This window comes from Lachnoanaerobaculum sp. ICM7, from assembly GCF_000287675.1.
Taxonomy (GTDB): Bacteria; Bacillota; Clostridia; order Lachnospirales; family Lachnospiraceae; genus Lachnoanaerobaculum.
In genome coordinates, this window is the sequence record NZ_ALJL01000016.1 from 104,966 (window position 1) to 127,546 (window position 22,581).

Sequence of the window (22,581 nt, forward strand, 5' to 3'; positions counted from 1 at the left end):
GACTATCTATATGCCTCTCTAAACTCAAAGTCACCTCTGTCAAGTGCCATTATAAGAAGCTCTGCTGTAGCAAGATTTGTTGCCAAGGGTATATTATGTGTATCACAAAGTCTCATAACCTTGTCGGCATCCGGCTCATGGCTCTTCTTTGTGAGGGGATCTCTTAAGAAGATTACCAAATCTATATCATTATTTTCTATTTGGGCACCAAGCTGCTGTTCACCGCCAAGATGTCCGGCCAAATATCTATGTATATTAAGATTGGTAACTTCTTCCACCAATCTTCCTGTGGTTCCTGTCGCTGATAAATTATGTTTTGATAAAATACCTCTATATGCAATACAAAAATTCTGCATGAGCTTTTTCTTAGCATCATGTGCGATCAAACCTATATTCATCTTTACCTCCAAATTTTAGTTCTTACCCTGTCTTACAGCCACACTTGCAACCAGTCCTACACCTAAAAATAAGCTTAAAAGCGAGCTCACCCCATAACTTATAAATGGAAGCGGCAATCCGGTATTAGGAAAAAGTCCTGTTGCAACCGATATATTTGTGAAGCTCTGAAATCCGACCAATGCGGCAAAACCTACACAAACCAACTTACCTTCTAAATCTTTTGCTTTAGAAGCAAGGTGAAAACATTCAACAACTATAAGCGCAAAAAGCGCTATTACCACCATACTGCCTACAAATCCCAGTTCCTCTCCAATAACCGCAAATATAAAATCCGTCTGCTCCTGGGACAAAAAGTTTCCGTTCTTAACCGAAGCAAAAGTGTTATTATTCAGTCCCTTACCCATCAACTGACCTGATGAAATAGCCATAATCGAGTTATCCTGCTGTACATTTATGTCTGCATACTTATCCGGATATATCCATCCAAGTATTCTATTTGCTTGATATCCCCTTAAGAAGGGAACTGTGTTACTTTGTAATAAAAATATAAATATTACTGCTGATGGTATTAAAAATGCAAGACTGCCAAGTACCCATTTATAGCTGATTCCTGAGATAAACAGCATACTTATTATCATAACAAAAACTACAATTGTAGTTGATAAATCAGGCTCTTTCAGTATTAAAATACATGGTATAGCAGCAACTACGGCAAATACAAGTAAAAATGAAATTCTGTCGATATCCTCCTGATGTTTACCCAAAAAAGCGGCAATAAATAAAATCATACCTATTTTGACTATTTCAGAAGGCTGTAACTGTCCAATAACCGGTACCTTAATCCATCTCACCGCTCCTGCACCCTCCGGCTCATAACCGAAAAGTAACACTGCAAGCAGCAAGATAATACATATTCCATACACTATCCACATCAGTTCCATCAATTTTCTGTAGTGTATAAGTGATATCAATACCACAAGCACAAGTCCGAGGACCACGCCAAATATCTGCTTGGCCACCATTCCTTTGTCTCCGCCTGTGGCACTGGAAATAACCAATACACCTATAGTATTTAAAACTATAATATAAACCAACAGTCTGAACGGATAATATCTAAGCTTAAAACCGTCTAACATTCTCTACTCTCCAAATTCTACACGAATTTAGCAAAAAAATCCAGTGTTTTTTGAAAATTAACATATTTTCCTCTAAAATCAGTCGCCAATTCTTACATCACTTACATCAAGTGCACTATTATTCAATATATAATCCAAACTAATTTGATTATAATAATACTTATAAATATTCTTAGCGATAACTGCCGCATTTGTAGAGGAATATCCGTAAGGGATATTTACCGTAACGGCTATCTCAGGACTTTCATAAGGTGCAAAAGAGATAAAGAAAGCATGATTTCCTCTCGTCTTTGACTCCTGTGCAGTACCTGTTTTTCCCGCAATATTAATATTAAGATCGGTAAATACTTTCCTTGCTGAACCTTCTTTTATAACCCTGTACATACCCTCTCGAACATTATTCCATGTATCCTGACTGATATCCACATGAGAATTTGAAACAGGGGTGTAATCCTGTACAACATTTCCGTATTGATCACAAACCTTATCCAAAAGACTCAGTTCAAAAACAGTTCCCTGATTTGCAATAGTCGCTACATATCTTGCAAGCTGAATATTTGCAAATGAGTGATTACCCTGACCGATAGATGACTGTTCAGGGTTGATATCTGAAATCTGTGGTTCATTTTCCACTATTTCAACTCCCGATTTATGATCGAGTCCGAACATTGTAGCATATTTTTTAAGTCTCTCTATACCAAGTTCTGATGAATACTCACCGTTACCGTCTGTTGAAAGTCTGTGTCCCGTCTCGGCAAAATATACATTACATGAATCCTGTATGGCTTTTACTACAGAATCGGGGCCGTGACTTCCCGGATAAATCCAACATTTTATAGCAGGATTTATAGTATCGTAAATACCTGTACACACTACCGTGTCCGTTGCATTTATAACATGCTCTTCAAGACCCGCAATTGCTGTAATAGGCTTGAAAGTTGAACCCGGCGCCTTCTTGGTTTGAGTCACATTATTATATAGCGGCAAACTTTCGTCATCCAGTAATTTGTTAAAGTATGCAACATCCATAGAGTTTGCCAATCTGTTATTGTCATAACCCGGATACGATACCAACGCCCTTACTTCACCCGTATTTACATCTGTAACCACCGCTCCGGCAGAACAAGGATCCAGCGCAAGCTGTGCCGGCGTTATCTCTATCCTTGAAATCTTATCAATAAAGAAAGGAAAAGCAAAGCCTTCATTTCCTGCAGCCAATTGGGCATATGCGGCTTCATCCATATTGAGTATTCCCTGATCGAAAAGTGCCAGACAAAGTTCTCTTCCTGTGACCACATTGTTTCTGATCAAATATTTATAAACAAGCTTATCAAAATCAGCATCATCCTTAAGCATATTTTGAATATCCTCTACAAGCTTGCTGTATATATCTTCAGCACTTGAATAATTACTGTCGTTAAAGAATATCGTAGTATCAATATAACCGCTTGATATTCCTATAAACAAATAATCTCTAAGCGAAGTGGTCTCATTCTTCCATGCCTGATAAACCTCTGATTTTGTATCTATATTATCCTTCTTTATTATACCCTTCTTTGTAAGTGCGGAATGTATATAGTTTAAATATGCCTTTGTATCTTCAGGCAATCCACCCATTACCGTAGGGGCACTTGAAGTCAACTCGTTATTTATTGATACTAAAATATTTTCCTTTTGTGCTGTAAGCTTTGCATTCAAGCTTTGCTCCGTTGCGGATGCATCCGCTTTTGCAAAGTGAGTCGTATCAAGTACATTGTTACCTATAAGCTGATAGTAAGCATCTTTTACAGGTATAAGTCTATGTGTTGAATCTGTTGAATCCGTATTCGGATTGTCCTCATTTACAATCTTGCTTGCCAAAACACCTGCCAGCTGCTGCTCAACCAGGCGATAGGTAGCTATTTGCAAATTCTTATCAATAGTAAGATATACATCATTTCCGGCACTTGATTCAACTTCACTTATGGTCTCTATAATCCTTCCCACATTGTCAACTATCATAGTCTTTGAGCCCTTTGTACCCTGCAATGTGGTCTCCATGCTCTCTTCTATACCGATTCTTCCTACAATATCGTTTAATGTATAATCAGGTCTTTCCTTTAAAAGTTCATCAAGCTTTTCATCCGGAACTTTTCCGGTATATCCGATTATATCTGAAAAATAAACCGCATCATTGTAGACTCTTAGGGTGTCATTTTCTACATCAACACCTATCAAGGATGCTGTATTTTCCATAATATCAATCTTTGCTTCCTCAGATATATTTGTAGATATAATAGTGGGCTCATACCTTCTGTAAAGTTTTTTACCCATCTCATATCTTATATTTATCAAATCTATTTTGTCCTGACCGGACAAATTGTAAATATTACCTTCACTGTCAGTCATTTTATCAAGTCCGTAGGTTTTAAGTTTTTTATCAACCATCTCCTGCGCACTGATATTTGAAGGATACTTTCCGGCCTTATCATCAAGTTCATCCAATGATTTCAAGCCGTACATATCTGCAATAAATCTCAGTCTGGCACTTTCTGATTTTGTGGTATAGTAGAAATCACCGTTTTCATCTACCGCTACCAAAAAATCTCCTTCGATATTCTCGTTATGTTTTCTTAAAATCTGCACCAGCCTGTAGTACATATTATTTTTATCATTTACTTTTTTATAGTATCCGCCATCTGTGATAGTTACCGTATATGACAACTTATTATAGGCCAAGAGATTGCCGTTTCTGTCATATATATTTCCTCTTGCACCTGTAGTGGCTACCGTTTTCTTTATTTTTTGAACATACTTATCCTGTGCCTCTTTTCCGTTTACCATTTGCATGGTGAAAAGTTTAGATCCAAGGATAAATACCATGAAGGCGTATATTACACTAAGTATAAATAGTCTGGAGGATTTTATCTTTTCAAAAAAGTCCCCTAAAAAATCTTTAAAATCCCTTATCACTAATTAATTCCTCTACTGTCCAATATCCTGAGTTTTTTATTGTACCAAAGTAAAAACCTGTATAATAACAATGTAAATATAAGCGTTATTATTACCTCGGGTATTACAATATTTTTCAAATAGTATAGAACCTCAAATTTATCCCTTATCAGGAATCTGAAAACATAAATAAACACATTGTACATAATTTCGCTTATCGTACACACTATGAAGGGTAAAACTATATATTCATCATAAAAGAAGACTGAAAGCCTACCGTTAATATACCCTATCCATATAAATAATAAAGTAAAAAATCCGAAAGGACCTGCAAAGTACAAGTCCATCAAAACTCCGCATAACACACCGTAGAGCATTCCTTCTTCCACACCGAGACTGAATCCATAAGTGAATGTAAGTATTATAAGTAAGTTCGGCGAGGCATATAAAAACGGTATGAACGGGAAAATGCATATCTGAAGTGCAAATGCAAATATAATAAAAGCTATATTCACTATTATTCTTCTCATTTAATCACTCACTTCCTTCTTTTTGGTTATTACAAGAACTTCAGATATAGTATCAAAATTCACTATCGGTATTATATATCCGCTCTTTGTAAGCCTTGAAGAATCTTCCTTTAAATCTCTGGCATAGCCGATTAAAATATTCGGCAAATACTTGGTTGATACATTTGATGTAACTATCATATCACCTTCGGAGATATCCGCATCCGACTTGACATCTTTTAAAATCAATCTTCCGTCATTATAAAGTTCAAGATTTCCGTCAACTCTGCAAAGTGAACCTGTTCTTAGAGACATTGCACTTACTCTTGATATATCATCTATAATTGAACGTACATTTGCATAATTTTTCCCTACATCAGTCACTATTCCGATCAGTCCGCCATAGCCTATAACATTCATGTCTACCGCTATTCCGTCATCACTGCCTTTGTCGATAGTAAAAGTAGAAAACCACTTTGTACTGTCCTTTGCCACTACTCTGGCTCCAACCTTCTCATAGTCCGAATAACTTTCATCAAGCTTATACAGTTCTCTGAGTCTTGCAAGTTCTCCGTTATCCGCCATCAACTTTGTATTTTCCTCCGTAAGCTCATCGATTCTTTTATTGAGCAAGGTATTTTCATTGATTGCGTCATGTAACTTTCTTTGCTCTTCTATATTGTCATATATCGCCCTACCTGCAGTATTTACGCCTGATTGAACCGGCAATAATACAATTCCTACAGCCTGTCTTAAAGGCGAAATAATAGAATCATTGAATGAAGTTATTCCTATAAGAATGATACTAATTATACTTAAAATTATCAGTACAAGTCGGTTTCTAGAATCCATTAAATAATCCCCTGTTCCTTAAAGCTGTAATAGCAGTTATCGCCTATAACTATATGGTCTATAAGTTCTATCCCTATACTATCCAACGCTTTATTAATATCCTTTGTTATATCTATGTCCGCCTTACTCGGCGACGGGTCACCACTTGGATGATTGTGCAGTAAAATAACATTTACCGCCAAATGCTTTAAGCTTTCTATCAAAATCTCTCTGACCGAAACCAACGAAGCATTCACAGTTCCAACAGAAATCACCATATCTGAAATCGGCCTCTGTCTTGTGTCAAGGAAGATTATTCTAAGTTCCTCAACTTCCAAGTGTCTGATACTCTCCTTATAATAATTTGCAACCACATCAGGAGAAGAAAAAGAAATACTTTTTCTTGTGTTTTTTCTCTCCCAAGCTCTTTTACAAAACTCTCCAAGTGCAAGTATCTGTACAGCCTTCACCTTGCCTACGCCCTTGATGGCCATCAATTTATCAATATTATGATGAAAAATACTATGTATTCCAAATCCTTCACCATTACCCTCAAGAATATTATATGCAAGATTTACTACATTGACATCCTTTGTACCGCTTCTAAGAAGCACAGCCAAAAGTTCCACATCTGTAAGCGATTCCACTCCATACTCCAGCGCTCTGTCATATGGTCTTTGTTCAAGTGGTAATTCCTTTATTTTTCCCATAAATCCCCTTCCGCTCTCCAAGCATGAAAGGTAATTTTATTTTATCACAAAATATAAAAGTAATTAATTAATATTTTGTAAAGTTCTAAAGCAATCCTGCATCAAATATCTTCTGCAAAGACAGCATTATTCCAAGTTTTGCATGATACCATGTAAGTCCACCTTGGAAAAATACCGAATATGGCTCCTTCATAGGTCCGTCTGCACTAAGTTCTATAGAAGAACCGCCTACAAAAGCACCTGCCGCCATTATTACATCGCTGTCATAACCGGGCATCGCCCATGGTTCAGGTTTTACATAAGAATCCACCGGTGCCGCCGCCTGTATACCCTCACAAAAAGCACACAAAGCTTTCGGATCTCTTAAAGTGATCTCCTGAATAATATCAAATCTTGGCTCGGTAGCATTCGGATGGCAGTCAAATCCTAAGCTCTCATAAAGATTTGCCGCAAATATAGCACCCTTTAGTGCTCCTGCAACTACAGTAGGTGAAAGGAAAAATCCCTGAAACATGCTTGTATTCATTCCAAGACTTGCACCTATTTCTTTTCCAAGTCCCGGAGCCGAAAGTCTATACGAAGCATTGTCCACGCATTCCTTAGTTCCGACAATATACCCGCCTATAGGAGCCAATCCGCCTCCGGGGTTTTTTATAAGAGAACCTACTATCATATCTGCACCTACTTCAATAGGCTCTATCCTCTCTACAAACTCACCGTAGCAGTTGTCTACCATACATATGATCTTAGGATCTATTGATTTTACAAATTTTATAAGTTCACCTATCTGCTCCACAGATAATGTTTTTCTTGTGGCATAGCCCTTTGATCTTTGTATTGTAACAAGCTTGGTTTTTTCATTTATAGCTTTTCTTATTCCTTCAAAGTCAAATGATCCGTCACTGAGCAGATCCACCTGTGAATAGGTAACACCATATTCTTTTAGCGATCCTCTTGAATCTCTTATACCGATAACCTCTTCCAAAGTATCATAAGGCTTTCCTACAGGTGATAAAAGTTCATCACCCGGTCTCAAGTTTCCTGAAAGCGCTACATGAAGTGCATGTGTTCCACTTACCAGCTGTGGTCTGACCAAAGCAGCCTCAGCCCTAAATGCTGTCGCATATACATCTTCCAAGACATCTCTTCCCAAATCATTGTATCCGTATCCGGTAGTAGCCGCAAAATGTATATCACTTACCTTATGTTTTTGCATTGCAGCAAGCACTTTCATCTGATTAAACTCGGCATTCTTATCTATCTCAAGAAATCTTTCTTCTAAAGATGCTAAAACTTTCTCTGACAGATCTACCACTTTTTTTGAAATACCGAATTCCGCATAAATATTATTTAAATCACTCATTATCTATTCTTTCTAAATTAATTTTCTCAATCATATAATCAACTATTTTTTCATTGCTCTCAAATGAGAAAGGATCCACATAGATCACATCTTTTTCTCTCTTAAACCAAGTCACCTGCCTTTTTGCCATATGCCTTGTATTTTGCTTAATATTCTCTATAGCAGTCTCAAGAGTGGTATCACCTTCCAGATACTCAAGTATTTCCTTATATCCAATGCCCTGCATGGATATATTCGCCATTGAGAGGCCTCTTTCTTTTAATGATTTTACCTCATCCACAAGACCTTTTCTCACCATTATATCTACTCTTTGATTAATTCTTTCATATAGAATATCTCTTGGCGGATTCAGCACAAAAAATCTGTAATCATATGGAGAAGACTTTTTTCTTTGTGCTTCATTATGTAAAGAAATAGGTGTATTATTTATCATAAAATACTCTATTGCACGAATTATTCTCTTTTTATTGTTCTTATGTATACTATCCGCAGAAACCATGTCAATTTTTTTTAGTCTCTCATACATAAAGTCCGCACCGAAAGTATCATATTCTTCTTCAAGTTCTTTTCTTATAGAGCTGTTATCATCCTCATTATTAAAATCAATATCATAAATAATAGATTGTATATAGAAACCTGTTCCTCCAACCAATATAGGTATATGTCCGTTCTTTACTATTTCCTCTATAGAACATTTTACCATGTTTTGAAACTTTACGATATTGAAATCTTCCTTTGGATCCAGTACATCTATTAAATGATGTTTTACACCCTGCATCTCTTCTACTGATATTTTTGCAGTTCCCACATCCATATATTTATATACTTGCATGGAGTCCGCACTTATTATCTCTCCCCCAAGTCTTTTCGCCAAATCAATGGATACTGAGGTTTTACCCGATGCGGTAGGTCCTGCAAGAATGATCAATTTATTCTTTGTCATACTATCCTTTTAAACTTCTTTTCAATTTCCTGCCTGCTCATTTTTATTATAGTCGGTCTTCCATGTGGACAATTGTATGGATTATCCAGTGACAGCAACTCATCAAAAAGATCATTTGCCTCAACAAGAGAGATTCTCATATTTCCCTTTATAGCCGCCTTGCAAGCCATAGATGCCGTCTTTGCCAAAATAAGCTCTGACGGGGATATAATATCATAATTTGTGCTGTCTGCAAGCATTTCATTAAAAAGCTCCGCCTTTGGTATTGAAGGAAAAATATTTGGAATCGAATTTATCTTATATTCTTTTCCTCCAAACTCCTCTATATCAAATCCTGCAGCTTTAAACTCGTCCATATGCTTATTTAAAACATCCTGCTCCAAATCAGTCAAAGTAACTATAATAGGAGGATTTATCATCTGTGCAGAGATCTTATTATCCCTACTTTCTTTTAAAAGTCTCTCATACATTACCTTTTCATGTGCCGCATGTTGGTCTATTATATACATCTCATTCTCCAGCTGCACTATCCAGTAAGTATCAAAAACTTGACCGATTACCTTTATATACTTTTTTGCTTCTGTATCAAAAAATGAAAGCTGTGATGCCTTGTTTTTTTGACCTACAAGAGTTTCTTCAGTATCTATATTAACAGCATTTGAATTATCCAAAAACTCTTGTTCCCGGTCCATTGCAGGAGTTTTTTCGTCATCTACCAGGCTTGCAATATTATTATTTAAACTGTACAAAGCATTAGAACCCTTATAATATTTTGATTCATCAGATGAATCTCTTGAAATATCATCCTTTAAAAGTGCATAGTCATTTTCAGGATTGTAATTGCTCTCCTTTGGTATAGTCCACTGTATTTCATCACTTGAATTATCTTTGGGCTTTTGCGACTCAATATCCCTTCTTCTGTTCTCAAAAGGCTCAGGTGTATTTGTAAACACTTTCTTTTCATTGGCAGCAGCTTTACCCACAGGCACTTCTCTGATACTGCTCTGTAATTTAAAAATCTCCTCCACAGCCTCTTTTGTACAATTGTAAATATGATTTCCGTCAGAGAATCTTACTTCCATTTTTCTCGGATGAACATTTACATCCACACCTTCCAAATAAAAGCTGAGAGCACAAAAAGGATACTGATGTTGCATAAGTCTGTCGCCGAAACCGTCTTCAATAGCCTTTGATATAATATTGTCCTTTATATATCTTCCGTTTACAAAAATATTTTCAAGGCTTCTGGAACTTCTTGTAACTTCAGGTCTTGCAATAACACCTTTTATTTTTACTCCATCTTTTTCGTAATCAACCGCACATAAGGCCTTGGAAATCTCCTTTCCATAGAGCTGATATATAATATCCTTCAGATTTCCGTTTCCATTTGTCTGTAGCTTCACCTGATTATTTGATATAAACTTAAAGGCAATGTCTGTATTTGACATAGCCATCTTCTCTACAAGCTCACTTATATGTGCCCCTTCTGTAGATGAGGTTTTCAGGAATTTTCTTCTGGCAGGAGTATTATAAAAAATATCTCTGATAATTATACTGGTGCCATCCGGTGCTCCGATTTCCTCAAATTCAACCTCTACACCACCTTCCATATAGTAGCGAACACCTGTAAGCTCATCTCTTGTCTTTGTGATTATCTCACATCTTGAAACCGCAGCAATACTTGAAAGTGCTTCACCACGAAATCCCAGACTCTTTATAGAGATAAGATCTTTATCACTTACTATTTTTGATGTGGCATGCCTTAAAAAGGCCGTTTTTACTTCTTTTGAGTCAATTCCACAGCCATTATCCGTTATTCTTATCAGGTCAATTCCACCATTTTTTATCTCTACTGTAATGGAAGAACTTCCCGCATCTATTGAGTTTTCCAAAAGTTCCTTTACTATTGATGCAGGTCTCTCAACCACCTCACCTGCCGCAATCTTATCAATAGTCCCCTTATCCAGTATGTTAATCATATACTTATATCCTGTTCTTTATCTTATTCTGCAAAGCATACAATGTGTTCAAGGCATCCATAGGAGTCATTGAAGTAATATCAATTTCTGAAATTTCCTTAATAATCGTATCATTATTTATTGCATCAAATAGTGAAAGCTGGCCCGCCTCCACTTCACTCATCTTCTTTACAGGTTTTCTCTTTGAAACCGCCGGTGTGGCTTCTGCAATCTCTCTGGCTCTGGTCGCAATATCAGCGCTTGAAAGCTCCTCTATAAGCTCCTTTGCTCTGTTTGTCACACTGTCGGGTACTCCTGCAAGTTTTGCTACCTGTATACCGTAGCTCTTATCAGCACCACCTGTGATTATCTTTCTAAGAAATACTATATTATCACCGTTTTCCTTTACGGAAATACAGTAATTATTTACACCCGGAAGTGTACCCTCAAGCTCAGAAAGCTCATGATAATGTGTTGCAAAAAGAGTTTTTGCACCTATCAGCTTTATATTTGAAATATGCTCTACAACCGCCCAGGCAATAGCAAGACCGTCAAAAGTAGATGTACCTCTTCCTATCTCATCTAAAATAACCAAAGAGTTTCTGGTAGCATTTCTAAGAATATTTGCAACCTCAGTCATCTCCACCATAAAGGTTGACTGACCGCTTGCAAGGTCATCTGAAGCACCCACTCTGGTAAATATTCTGTCACAAACACATAAATTTGCCTGTTTTGCAGGAACAAAGCTTCCAATCTGAGCCATCATACAAATTAGAGCTGTCTGTCTCATATAAGTTGACTTACCTGCCATATTCGGTCCGGTAATAATAGACATTCTTTTCTTATTCTGATCAAGATATGTATCATTTGCAATAAACGAATCATCATTTAGCATTGTCTCTACTACCGGATGCCTGCCATCCTTTATGTCAATAATGCCTGTAGTATTTATTTCAGGTTTTACATAGTTATTGTTATAAGCAACTGTGGCCAATGAACATATGGCATCTATATAAGCAACCGCCTTGGCACTTGATTGTATTCTGTTTACATTCTTTGCAATCTCATCTCTGATTTCAACAAAAACTTCATACTCCAGACTGTTTAACTTATCCTCAGCTCCAAGTATTATATTTTCCAAATCTTTAAGCTTATCTGTGGTATATCTTTCAGCATTGGTAAGAGTCTGCTTTCGTATAAAATAATCCGGCACCATATCTTTGAATGAATTGGTTACCTCAAAATAATATCCGAATACCTTATTAAACTTCACCTTCAAATTTTTTATTCCGGTTTTTTCTTTTTCTTCAGACTCCAAAGAAGCCAGCCAGTTCTTACCCTCGGTTTTTGCCTGCCTAAGCTTATCTATCTCATTATTATATCCGGTATTTATGATATTACCCTCTTTTAATGAAAGCGGACTGTCCTCATTTATAGCCCTGTCTATAATATCAATAATATCTTCAAGCCTGTCGAGATTATTATTTGTCTTTTTAATCTCTTCAGACTCGAAAGTCTTTAAAACCTCTTTTATCGGACTAATCATCTTCATAGAAGCAGATAATGATAGAAGATCTCTGGTATTGGCATTCTTTGTTACAACTCTTGACATCAGTCTTTCCAAATCATAAATCGGATTTAAATATTCTCTGAGCTCTTCTCTGTCAATATATCTGTCAAAGAGTTCCGCCACGGCTTCCTGCCTGTTTATTATTCTTTCTTTATTTACAAGCGGCTGCTCCAAAAAACCTCTAAGCATTCTGGCACCCATAGCTGTATTTGTCTTATCAAGTACACCCAAAAGTGAGCCGTTTTTCTTTTTCTCTCTCATAGTTTCCACCAACTCAAGATTTCTTCTTGAGCTTGTATCCACTATCATATAGTCTCCGTTTTTATATGCACTTATTCCAACTATCTGTGCACAGGAGCTCTTTTGCATCTCATAGAGATATCTAAGCATTGCTCCTGATGAGATGGTCGCATCCAAAAACTCTGAAAGTCCCAATGCTTCAATACTTGAAACCGCAAAATGTCTCTTTAATATATCTATACTGTTTTTCTCACTGAAATATGTATTATCAAGAGATGTTATTGTAATATTATATTTTTTCTTTAGTTCCTCAAGTGAAATACCGCTGATCTCAAAAGCATGATTACATATAATCTCTGTTGGCTGGTACTTTTGTATCTCATCAAAGAGTTCTCTTATGGAAACCAGCTCTGTAACAAAGAAATCTCCGGTTGAAATATCACATATTGCAAGCCCGAATCTCTCATCAATATAGAAAATAGAAATAATATAATTATTTTTATCATCAGCTAATACTCCGGTACTTGTAATAGTACCCGGAGTAACAATTCTAACAACTTCTCTTTTTACAAGTCCCTTTGCAAGCTTAGGATCTTCCATCTGCTCCGCAATCGCAACCTTATGACCGTTTTGTACAAGTCTGTTTATATAAGTTTCCGCAGCATGATATGGCACACCGCACATAGGTGCTCTCTCTTCAAGTCCACAATCCTTACCTGTAAGGGTAAGTTCAAGCTCCCTTGCCACTTCAGTAGCATCCTCAAAAAACATTTCATAAAAATCGCCCAGACGATAAAAAAGTATACAATCCGGATACTCTTTCTTAGTCTCCAGATATTTTGACATCATAGGAGATAGTGCCATTTATGCCTCACTTGTCTTTATATGTCCCATATAGTAGAATCCCTTTGCTTCATCCAAGATAACATCCACTATTTCACCTATAAGTCTTTCTTGACCTTTGAAATGTACTGTTAAGTTATTCTCAAGCTTTCCGCTAAGATAACCCTCAAGATGATCATTCTTGCCCTCTACCAAAACAGGCATACATTTTCCTTCATTTTTCTTTGTATTTTCCGCCGCAATATCCTGTACGGTTTTTAAAAGTCTGTCAAATCTGTCCTTGATAACCTTAGGATCTATCTGATCCTCCATCTTTGCAGCAGGTGTTCCTGAACGCTTTGAATAAATAAATGTAAATGCAGAGTCATATCTAACCTCTTTTACCACATCTAAAGTATCAAGGAAATCTTCCTCAGTTTCTCCAGGGAATCCCACTATAATATCTGTTGTAAGTGAAATATCCGGAATAGCCGCCTTTATTCTTCTTACCAGGTCAAGATAACCCTCTTTAGTATATACTCGATTCATTTTTTTAAGAATCGCAGAGCTTCCCGACTGCAGCGGGAGATGTAAATGTTTGCAAATCTTTTTATTATTCTTCATCACCTCTATGACTTCATCTGAAAGATCCTTAGGATGTGGTGTCATAAATCTTAGTCGCTCCAAACCGTCTATCTGTGCAATTCTATCTAATAGAGTCGCAAAACTTATCTCTTCTTCCAGTCCTCTGCCATATGAGTTCACATTTTGCCCAAGCAGCATAATTTCCTTTACACCGTCAGCCACCAAACCCCTAATCTCATCTATTATCTCCTCGGGCTTTCTTGATCTTTCCCTGCCTCTTACATATGGCACTATGCAATAACTGCAAAAGTTATTACAACCAAATGTGATATTTACACCTGATTTAAAGGCAAACTCTCTCTTATTCGGAAGTTTCTCCACAATCATCTCGGCGCTTTCCATAACATTTACAACCTGCTTTTTAGTCGTAAGATGCTCAAAAAGTATCTCTGCAAGTTTATATATATTGTGGGTTCCAAAAACAAGATCCACATGTCTGTAGGATTTTTTGATCTTTTCAACCTCTTCAGCTTCCTGCATCATACATCCGCAGATACCGATTATCATATCCGGATTTTTTTCCTTGCTTTTTTTGAGCTGTCCCACTCTACCATAGAGTCTGTCATTTGCATTCTCTCTTACAGTGCAGGTATTAAAAAGTACAAGGTCTGCATCCTCCTCATTCTCAGCTTCCATATATCCGATTCCTGTAAGTATTCCTGAAAGCTTCTCGGAATCTCTTGCATTCATCTGACAACCAAAGGTCACCACCTTATAAGTCGGATATACTCCCCTTTCAATTGCCTTTGCATGTATTATATCATTGACCTCAGACATGAAATATTCCTGTCTTAACGGTTCTTCATTAGGTATTAAATTCTCCATAATCCTCTTTCTAATATCTTTAACTTAGAATACGTCACGCAATCTCCCGATAACTTATCCAACTTTCGCCATAAATATATGATCCATTGCAATATCATATTCATTTACTTCAAAATCAATATTCATCTGAAAATCATAAACTAAACCATACAATTTATTATCTTTATGTTTTCCAAAATATTTATCATAAAATCCGCCGCCAAAGCCAAGCCTTCTCTTATCTTTATCAAGTCCTATAAGAGGAACCATTACATGAGCATTTTTTGCAATGATTTCTTCACTGTTAAGCCTTGGTTCCATTATACCGAACTTCGATTTTTCAAGATTATCAAGTGAATCTATCTTAAAAAATCTCATTTCCTTACCGCATACTCTTGGAAGTCCCAATATAATATCTATATCAAAATTTTCCTTGTAGTATCCGGCAAGTATCTTTTTGTATAATGCTCTTAGGTCTATCTCATTTCCAAGCGGCATAAATCCTAAGAGTACAATACTTTTATTTTTCTTTATTAAAGCATCTATTTCTCTTATTATACTCTCACTTGCAGATAAGACTTCCTCTCTTGAGAGTGAATTTCTCTTTTCCAATAAGTACTTTCTAAGCTCAGCCTTATCCATTCTTCTTTCCAAACTTCTCCCCAAGGTCTGTTATACTACCGTCAGCCTCTTGTATTGAAATATTATTAAGATTTGCTCTTAAGCTTGCTCTTATTGATTCGATATACTCTTTTCTGAGCTCTGCCTGCTCTATCTTTTCTTCTTCTGTAAGTCCTACACTCTTTTGCTTATTAGCCAATGTATTTATTCTATCTATTTTTGTATTATCCATTTTCCACCTACTCTTCCAAACAATCTAACATGTCAAAATCCTTATTGCTCTTGGCCGGAAAATAAGTCCCTATCTCCTCACCATTTGCAATATTTTCTATTATACTCATATCCTCTGCACTTGCAATTACCATATCGCAGCCTGAATTGGTTGCAATCTGTGCCGCCAAAAGTTTTGTATACATTCCACCTGTTCCAAGACCGGACTTTGATGTAGCTTTTCCCATATCCATATATTTGTCTACATCCTCTACAAAGCTTATAAACTCTGCATCCTTATTTGTATTCGGATCATCGGTATAAAGTCCGTCAATATCAGATAAAAGTATAAGAAGGTCAGCCTCCACAAGTGCACTTACAAGTGCCGACAATCTGTCATTGTCACCAAACTGAATCTCATAGGTAGATATGGTATCGTTTTCATTTACAATCGGTACCGCACCATATACAAGCAGCTGAGTAAAAGTAGCCTTTGCATTTTCACGGTAAATCTCATTGGTTATAGTTGATTTTGTCATCAAAATCTGAGCTATTCTAAGATTGTACTCTGAAAAAAGCTTTCTATACTCCATAATAAGTCTGGCCTGTCCTATAGCTGCAAGAGCCTGCTTCCCTGACAGTGTGGAAGGTTTTTCATTTATACCAAGAGAATGTCTTCCTGTTGCAATAGCACCTGATGAAACCAATACAACTTCCTTTCCGGCTCCTCTAAGATCTGCTATCTGTCTTATCAGTTTTTCTATTTTTGAAAGATGAAGCTCGCCTGTCTCAGAATGAGTGATACTTGAAGAACCGATTTTTATTACAATTCTTTTTGCATCTTTTACCTTTTGTCTTATATCCATACTACTCCTTATACTTTTCAATAATTCTTTCCGCAACCTTTAATCCGTCCATGGCAGCACTCATTATGCCGCCCGCATATCCGGCACCCTCACCACATGGATATATTCCGGAAATATTCGCTTGTAAAGACTCATCCCTGTTTATTCTTATCGGTGATGAAGTTCTTGATTCTATGGCTGCTACATAGGCATCTTCATTTATAAATCCTTTTATCTTACGGTTAAAATCTGAAAATGCCTCTTTCATACTCTCGTATATTTCTTTTGGGAAGAGCTTGTCCACTCTGGCAATAGTAGTATTTCCCTTTATCTTTAAATTTGTATTATCAAATCCGCTACTCTCTCTTCCTGCAAGGAAATCTACCAGTTTTTGTACAGGAACTTTTCCTTTACCCATATTAAAGGTTTCTTCTTCAAGTCTTCTTTGAAACTCGATACCTTTTAGAGGATCTTTAGAATCTGCGTATTTATCAAAATCTTCTTCAGATACACTTACAATAATAGCGGAATTTGCCTCTCCCGAATCTCTCTTATGATAGCTCATACCGTTTATAGCAATTCTTCCGGCTTCTGTAGAAGCATTTACTATAAATCCGCCCGGACACATACAAAATGAATACACACCTCTATCAAAGCTTGACTTAAATGTAAGTTTATAAGGTGCAGGCGATAAAAACTTTGCTTCTTTATTGCCATACTGTGAGACATCTATCAAATGCTGTGAATGAGAAACTCTTATACCAAGTGCAAAGGACTTCGGCTCCATATAAACTCCCATTTCCTTTAAAGCTTTAAAGGTATCCCTGGCACTATGTCCAAGTGCAAGTATTATATTTTCACATTCTATTATTTCATGTTCACCATTTCTATTGTTTACTGCTTCTATCTTCTTTTTATTATCTTTTATATTTTCTATATTTATAAGCTTGGTATCAAATCTTACCTCTCCGCCAAGCTCCTTTATTTCTTCTCTTATCTTTCTTACTATGCCTGTCAAAAGGTCTGTACCTATATGCGGCTTATTATCATACAAAATTTCCTTTGGTGCTCCATATTCCACCAAAGACTTTAATACAAATTTATTTCTACCGAAAGTATCTTTTACCAAAGTATTTAATTTTCCGTCCGAGAATGTACCTGCTCCTCCTTCTCCAAAAGAAACATTGGACTCTGTGTCAAGCTTTCCTTCACTCCAGAATTTATTTACACTCAGGGTTCTGTCTTCAACACAGCCACCTCGCTCTATTACTATAGGCTTTAAACCGTATCTTGCAAGTAAAAGTGCGGCAAATATACCCGCAGGGCCAAATCCGACCACCACAGGTCTTTTACTCTCTTCCTGTATTTCAAGCTTCCCGGCATCTTCATAAGCATAAACTACCGGCTTTGCAATGCTCAAAGCTTTATTTTTGTTTAAATATTTAGCCTCATTTAAAAGGCCGACATCTATGGAATAAGAATAAGAGATGTCAGGCTTTTTTCTTGCATCTATTGATCTTTTCCTTATTTCATATTCTTTTATCTCGTCTATATTACAGCCAATAGTCTTGGCAATTTTTTTCTTTAAATCATTTTCATCATGATGTACATTTAGCTGTAAAGAATTTATATGTAACATTTTATCTTCCTTATCTTGTGACACCGGCTATATATCCGGATGTCCATGCCCACTGCAAATTGTAGCCTCCGCAAATTCCGTCAACATCAAGTATTTCACCTGCAAAGTACAAGTTTTTAATATCCCTATACATCAGATTATCATCCACATCATCTAAGGCAATACCACCTGTACAAACTTGAGCCTTGTCAAAATCTCCGGTACCTTTAACATTAAAATTTATCTCTTTACAAATAGAAATTAATCTTTCAAAACTCTTATTATCACATTTTTTTATTTTTAAATCGGCACGTATATCTGCCAAACCAAGTATTCCAATCCAAAGTTTGGAGTTTATAAGTCCGTTTCCTATATCCTCCATAGTAACAAATGAAGGTATTTTCCTTCTCGCATTTAATATGTTTTCTATACTTCCAAGATGTGAAAACATATCAAGAGAAACTCTAACTTCTTCTTTTTTATCAAGAGCAATACTTACATATCTGCTTACTTGAAATGTAGGTATCCCGGATATACCTGTATCACCAAACTGTAGTTCTCCAAAATCACTTGCAACTTCCACATCCTTAACAGAAACCGATATTTTTCCCTTTGCCCTTACACCTGATGTTATCTTAAAGAAGTTTTTACCCTCCAAACTGATACCGCAAAGTGCAGGCAAAACAGGCTTATATTTTATGTCAAGTTTTTTTAAAATATGGAAAAAGGATCCGTCACTTCCAAGCTTCGGTGCGGCTTTTAAACCTGTAGCAATAATAATCTTATCAAAATAAAGCTTTGATTTACTTTTATCATTTGCATTGCAAACACAAAGTGTAAATACATCTTCATCCTTAGATATATCTGTTACATAGGTATTTAAAAGTATATTCACATCATATCTTTCAAGCTCCATTAAAAGTGAGTTTCTGATAGAAGCCGCCTGTTCCGAGTTTGGATAAGTATACCCGTCTCTTATATACTCTATTACCCCTATACTGTTAAAAAACTTTATAGTATCAAATTGATTAAATCTCTCTATAAACTTTATTGCCCTTTCATTATTGTGATAATTTGAAGGCTCTAATTTTGTATTTGTAAAATTACATTTTCCGTTTCCGGTAGAAAGTATCTTCTTTAGAAGCTTGTCATTGTGCTCAATAACAGTAACTTCATCCTTTCCCTTACACGCAAATAGAGCAGACATAATACCTGCTGCTCCACCGCCTACAATCCCAACTTTCATTTCAAAAGCCTGACTTTCTGTAAAATATTTACTATTTTTCTGCCCTTTGGCATCTGCAATATCTCATTCTTTGATATGGTTCTTGTACCGATCAAAAGTATTGCATAAACAGGTGCTCCAACCATAATAGGTATCAATGTAAGTATTACTCTACTGCTGCTGAATTTTAAAATAAATGTGTATACAATATATACAACTATTCCCATTAATCCCGCACAAATAAAAGGCATAAGATAAGTCTTTATAAGCTCCTGTTTATAGGATAGATTTCTTCTTATACTTCTCGCATTTAGAACACACATCGAAAGAGCAAAGACCATATTTCCGAATACCAAACCTATTACATTTGATTTAAATGTAAATAACAGTATATACAGTATAATAAAATGTATTATAAGTGATATAAAAGCATTCTTAACCGGCTTATTTATGAGACTGGTTCCCTGAAGTACAGCATTTGTAACTGTTGAAACGGAATACAATACAACAACTCCAGATCCCAATATCATCAAATATGCAGCCAACATGGCATCTTCCATCGAATTAAACAATATCCCCATTACAGGCATTGAAATAACTGCAAGTCCTATTGCACATGGAAAACTTACAATGGTGGCAAATCTTATAACCATTGATATCTTTGAGTTTACATCACCTCTTTCACCCTTACTGAAACTCCTTGAAATCGTTGGAATAAGAGATGAAGACATTGCATTTGCTATAGCTACAGGAACATTTACAAGTACAAGATAACCTCCTGTATATATTCCGTAAAGTCTTGAGGTCTCTTCTTCAAGTCCTAAGGCTTTCATACTCTGTCCGAATACCATACCGTCAAGAACAGAATTTATATTATAAATAGCTGTAGACGCTATTACAGGTATTACCGTAAGTATCAATACTCTTGTAATTGTAGAAAAACTTTCTTTTCTTAGAGTTTTATCATTTACAATATTCTTTCTTCTCACATTTGCAGTCACAAAAAAGAATGCAAGCATTACAAGCAAGGCTATAACTGTACCTGCGCCTGTACCTATTGTACCTCCTGCCGCACCGTAAGCCGCCTTTACATTTTCTCCCTTTGCCTGCTTTAATGCCATCTCACACAAATAATAAGCAGCACCTACCGATACGGCCGCATTTATTATCTGTTCAAAAATTTGAGAAAGTGCAGTAGGCACCATGGTGGAGTGACCTTGGAAATATCCTCGAAGCACTCCCAGATATGCCATGATCCATATAGTAGGCGCCAGACTTTGAAGCGCATACTTTGCTAAAGGCATTTGATAAAGATTACTTGCAAAAAAGTTTGCTCCGAAAAAAACGATAACAAAACCAAGGCCTCCCACTATTGTTGCATATATAAGGGCAGCCCTCAGTATTTTATTTGCATTCCTATATTCATTCTTTGCAATTCTTGAAGAAACCATCTTACTTACCGCAAGTGGCAATGAATATGAAGAAAGCAAAAGAATAATCGCATACAGATTATATGCAGTGGAATAATATCCCATACCCTTACTTCCTATTATTCTAAGAAGAGGTACTCTGTAGGCAAGTCCAATAAGTCTGACCAAAATTCCTGCAACAGCCAATATGGCTCCCTGCACCAAAAAATTATTAGATTCTTTCTTTGTTGTTTTTTCCGGCATTATCTGCTAATCCCCTCAAGCTCTAAAATTTTTCTTTGTCTATCTTCCATAACCATTCTTTCGTCATCTTCCATATGATCGTAACCCATTAGATGAAGCATAGAATGTACCACCAAAAAAGCCAGCTCTCTGGTCTTACTATGTCCGTACTCCTTGGCCTGTTCCAGTATATGCTCTGTAGAAAGTATAATATCTCCAAGAAGTAATTCTCCGGTTTCCGGATTGAATGCATCTATATTTTCTTCAATATCATCAAAATTTCCGGGGGCGGAAAACTCATTAAAAGGAAATGAAAGCACATCTGTAGACTTATCAATGCCTCTGTACTCATTATTTATCCTTCTTATTTCCTCATCATCCACAATTGTCACCGAAACTTCCGCCTCATAAGGACAATCTTCAAAATCAAGCGATGCTACTACCATCTTTTCTATTATCTCTTCATATGGTATATCCAGATTTGTTTTAGACTCATAGCTTATCTCTATAGTCATACTCCCTCACCATTATAACATCCGCCAAAAAGGCTGTATTTATTTCCTAAATCTCTTTTTATCATCCTTTGATATATTTTTCTTTTCATATATATCATAGGCTTCCACAATCTTTTGAACCAAAGGATGTCGTACCACATCCTTATTGGTCAACATACATATACCTATATCATCTATATTTTTTAAAATCTTAAGTGCACTGTCAAGTCCTGAAGTCTGCCCCTGAGGAAGGTCCTTTTGACTTTGGTCTCCGGTCACTATCACCTTTGAACCGAATCCGATTCTTGTTAAAAACATCTTCATCTGTGCAGGCGTGGTATTTTGTGCCTCATCAAGAATTATAAATGCATTATCAAGAGTTCTACCTCTCATATACGCAAGAGGTGCAACTTCAATTAATCCTTTTTCCTGATTGTGTAAGAAGCTGTCGGCACCCATTATCTGATACAGCGCATCGTATAAAGGTCTTAAATACGGATCAATCTTACTTTGCAAGTCTCCCGGTAAAAATCCGAGTTTTTCTCCGGCTTCTATTGCAGGTCTGGTAAGGATAATTCTGTTTACACTTCCTTCTTTAAAAGCCTGTATCGCCATTGCCATAGCAAGATACGTTTTTCCTGTTCCTGCAGGGCCTACACCAAAAACTATCATCTTTTCTCTGATAAGATCTACATACTGTTTTTGACCCAGAGTCTTCGGCTTTATCGGCTTACCCAGGATAGTTCTTGCTATCACATCCTGATCGATTTCAAGAATCTTGTCATCTTCAAGTGTAAATGACAATGAAAGGGCATAATCTATATTTTGCTCGGTGATTTGATTCCCTCTTTTAGAAAGTTCTATAAGATTGTTGAAAACAGATTTCGCCTTATCTACATAAGGTTTCGGGCCTATTATCTTTATACTGCCGTCTCTGGCAATCATACTTACCTTCAGCGTTCTCTCTATTTTCTTCAAATATACATCAAACTCACCACAGACATTCCTTTCATGCTCCATAGGTATATCTATAATATTTTCAATTATACTCAAAT

Annotated in this window: 19 protein-coding genes; all 19 read right to left on the minus strand. The window is 36.4% G+C overall.

Translation table 11 applies throughout. The features are described 5' to 3' along the window. Nucleotides 1-2 precede the first annotated feature (2 nt). Nucleotides 3-398 (minus strand): methylglyoxal synthase, encoded by a 396-nt coding sequence (locus HMPREF1140_RS03205; protein ID WP_007591595.1) that lies wholly within the window; start codon nt 396-398, stop codon nt 3-5. A gap of 15 nt (nt 399-413) precedes the next feature. Next, nucleotides 414-1,535, minus strand: a complete 1,122-nt coding sequence (locus HMPREF1140_RS03210; protein ID WP_007591594.1) for an FtsW/RodA/SpoVE family cell cycle protein — start codon at nt 1,533-1,535, stop codon at nt 414-416. Between the two features lie 78 nt (nt 1,536-1,613). Next, nucleotides 1,614-4,487 carry a penicillin-binding transpeptidase domain-containing protein gene (locus HMPREF1140_RS03215; protein WP_009662593.1) on the minus strand — a complete coding sequence of 958 codons (2,874 nt, stop codon included), beginning with the start codon at nt 4,485-4,487 and terminating at the stop codon, nt 1,614-1,616. Beyond that, entirely contained in the window at nt 4,487-4,996 is a 510-nt protein-coding gene (gene mreD / locus HMPREF1140_RS03220; protein ID WP_009662672.1) for a rod shape-determining protein MreD, read from the minus strand. The genes HMPREF1140_RS03215 and mreD overlap by 1 nt, the downstream gene beginning before the upstream one ends. Then, on the minus strand, nt 4,997-5,827 hold the full coding sequence (mreC, locus tag HMPREF1140_RS03225) for a rod shape-determining protein MreC (protein WP_009662605.1): 831 nt from the start codon (nt 5,825-5,827) through the stop codon (nt 4,997-4,999). Beyond that, entirely contained in the window at nt 5,827-6,516 is a 690-nt protein-coding gene (gene radC / locus HMPREF1140_RS03230; protein ID WP_034212413.1) for a RadC family protein, read from the minus strand. Before radC ends, mreC begins: the two co-directional genes overlap by 1 nt. Nucleotides 6,517-6,601: 85 nt before the next feature. Then, nucleotides 6,602-7,879, minus strand: coding sequence for a methionine gamma-lyase family protein (locus HMPREF1140_RS03235; protein WP_009662461.1), 1,278 nt, complete (start codon nt 7,877-7,879; stop codon nt 6,602-6,604). Then, nucleotides 7,872-8,822 carry a tRNA (adenosine(37)-N6)-dimethylallyltransferase MiaA gene (miaA, locus tag HMPREF1140_RS03240; protein ID WP_009662634.1) on the minus strand — a complete coding sequence of 317 codons (951 nt, stop codon included), beginning with the start codon at nt 8,820-8,822 and terminating at the stop codon, nt 7,872-7,874. The genes HMPREF1140_RS03235 and miaA overlap by 8 nt, the downstream gene beginning before the upstream one ends. Beyond that, complete coding sequence (mutL, locus tag HMPREF1140_RS03245; protein ID WP_009662590.1) at nt 8,819-10,801, minus strand: DNA mismatch repair endonuclease MutL; 1,983 nt, start codon at nt 10,799-10,801, stop codon at nt 8,819-8,821. Before mutL ends, miaA begins: the two co-directional genes overlap by 4 nt. Before the next feature lie 4 nt (nt 10,802-10,805). Continuing rightward, a complete protein-coding gene (mutS, locus tag HMPREF1140_RS03250; protein WP_009662512.1) occupies nt 10,806-13,454 on the minus strand; it encodes a DNA mismatch repair protein MutS in 2,649 nt (882 codons plus the stop codon). Continuing rightward, entirely contained in the window at nt 13,455-14,882 is a 1,428-nt protein-coding gene (miaB, locus tag HMPREF1140_RS03255; protein WP_009662597.1) for a tRNA (N6-isopentenyl adenosine(37)-C2)-methylthiotransferase MiaB, read from the minus strand. Between the two features lie 54 nt (nt 14,883-14,936). After that, on the minus strand, nt 14,937-15,515 hold the full coding sequence (locus tag HMPREF1140_RS03260; RefSeq protein WP_242822857.1) for a 5-formyltetrahydrofolate cyclo-ligase: 579 nt from the start codon (nt 15,513-15,515) through the stop codon (nt 14,937-14,939). Next, a complete protein-coding gene (locus tag HMPREF1140_RS03265; protein WP_009662571.1) occupies nt 15,496-15,714 on the minus strand; it encodes a DUF896 domain-containing protein in 219 nt (72 codons plus the stop codon). The genes HMPREF1140_RS03260 and HMPREF1140_RS03265 overlap by 20 nt, the downstream gene beginning before the upstream one ends. Nucleotides 15,715-15,721: 7 nt before the next feature. Then, nucleotides 15,722-16,558, minus strand: coding sequence for a glutamate 5-kinase (proB, locus tag HMPREF1140_RS03270; protein WP_009662665.1), 837 nt, complete (start codon nt 16,556-16,558; stop codon nt 15,722-15,724). 1 nt (nt 16,559) lies between these two features. Then, nucleotides 16,560-18,176, minus strand: a complete 1,617-nt coding sequence (locus tag HMPREF1140_RS03275; RefSeq protein WP_009662467.1) for an NAD(P)/FAD-dependent oxidoreductase — start codon at nt 18,174-18,176, stop codon at nt 16,560-16,562. 10 nt (nt 18,177-18,186) lie between these two features. Continuing rightward, entirely contained in the window at nt 18,187-19,401 is a 1,215-nt protein-coding gene (locus HMPREF1140_RS03280) for an NAD(P)/FAD-dependent oxidoreductase (RefSeq protein WP_009662552.1), read from the minus strand. Beyond that, nucleotides 19,398-21,053, minus strand: a complete 1,656-nt coding sequence (locus HMPREF1140_RS03285) for a putative polysaccharide biosynthesis protein (protein ID WP_009662560.1) — start codon at nt 21,051-21,053, stop codon at nt 19,398-19,400. Before HMPREF1140_RS03285 ends, HMPREF1140_RS03280 begins: the two co-directional genes overlap by 4 nt. Continuing rightward, nucleotides 21,053-21,547 (minus strand): rRNA maturation RNase YbeY, encoded by a 495-nt coding sequence (gene ybeY, locus HMPREF1140_RS03290; RefSeq protein ID WP_009662538.1) that lies wholly within the window; start codon nt 21,545-21,547, stop codon nt 21,053-21,055. Before ybeY ends, HMPREF1140_RS03285 begins: the two co-directional genes overlap by 1 nt. Before the next feature lie 39 nt (nt 21,548-21,586). Further along, nucleotides 21,587-22,579: a PhoH family protein gene (locus HMPREF1140_RS03295; RefSeq protein ID WP_009662491.1), complete on the minus strand. Its 993-nt coding sequence runs from the start codon at nt 22,577-22,579 to the stop codon at nt 21,587-21,589. Between the last annotated feature and the right edge of the window lie 2 nt (nt 22,580-22,581).

What these genes read in the sequence shown, in the direction of transcription:
- HMPREF1140_RS03205 (WP_007591595.1), bottom strand. Translation starts at nt 398, where the DNA reads ATGAATATAGGTTTGATCGCACATGATGCTAAGAAAAAGCTCATGCAG.
- HMPREF1140_RS03210 (WP_007591594.1), bottom strand. Translation starts at nt 1,535, where the DNA reads ATGTTAGACGGTTTTAAGCTTAGATATTATCCGTTCAGACTGTTGGTT.
- mreD (WP_009662672.1), bottom strand. Translation starts at nt 4,996, where the DNA reads ATGAGAAGAATAATAGTGAATATAGCTTTTATTATATTTGCATTTGCA.
- mreC (WP_009662605.1), bottom strand. Translation starts at nt 5,827, where the DNA reads ATGGATTCTAGAAACCGACTTGTACTGATAATTTTAAGTATAATTAGT.
- radC (WP_034212413.1), bottom strand. Translation starts at nt 6,516, where the DNA reads ATGGGAAAAATAAAGGAATTACCACTTGAACAAAGACCATATGACAGA.
- HMPREF1140_RS03235 (WP_009662461.1), bottom strand. Translation starts at nt 7,879, where the DNA reads ATGAGTGATTTAAATAATATTTATGCGGAATTCGGTATTTCAAAAAAA.
- miaA (WP_009662634.1), bottom strand. Translation starts at nt 8,822, where the DNA reads ATGACAAAGAATAAATTGATCATTCTTGCAGGACCTACCGCATCGGGT.
- mutL (WP_009662590.1), bottom strand. Translation starts at nt 10,801, where the DNA reads ATGATTAACATACTGGATAAGGGGACTATTGATAAGATTGCGGCAGGT.
- mutS (WP_009662512.1), bottom strand. Translation starts at nt 13,454, where the DNA reads ATGGCACTATCTCCTATGATGTCAAAATATCTGGAGACTAAGAAAGAG.
- miaB (WP_009662597.1), bottom strand. Translation starts at nt 14,882, where the DNA reads ATGGAGAATTTAATACCTAATGAAGAACCGTTAAGACAGGAATATTTC.
- HMPREF1140_RS03265 (WP_009662571.1), bottom strand. Translation starts at nt 15,714, where the DNA reads ATGGATAATACAAAAATAGATAGAATAAATACATTGGCTAATAAGCAA.
- proB (WP_009662665.1), bottom strand. Translation starts at nt 16,558, where the DNA reads ATGGATATAAGACAAAAGGTAAAAGATGCAAAAAGAATTGTAATAAAA.
- HMPREF1140_RS03275 (WP_009662467.1), bottom strand. Translation starts at nt 18,176, where the DNA reads ATGTTACATATAAATTCTTTACAGCTAAATGTACATCATGATGAAAAT.
- HMPREF1140_RS03280 (WP_009662552.1), bottom strand. Translation starts at nt 19,401, where the DNA reads ATGAAAGTTGGGATTGTAGGCGGTGGAGCAGCAGGTATTATGTCTGCT.
- HMPREF1140_RS03285 (WP_009662560.1), bottom strand. Translation starts at nt 21,053, where the DNA reads ATGCCGGAAAAAACAACAAAGAAAGAATCTAATAATTTTTTGGTGCAG.
- ybeY (WP_009662538.1), bottom strand. Translation starts at nt 21,547, where the DNA reads ATGACTATAGAGATAAGCTATGAGTCTAAAACAAATCTGGATATACCA.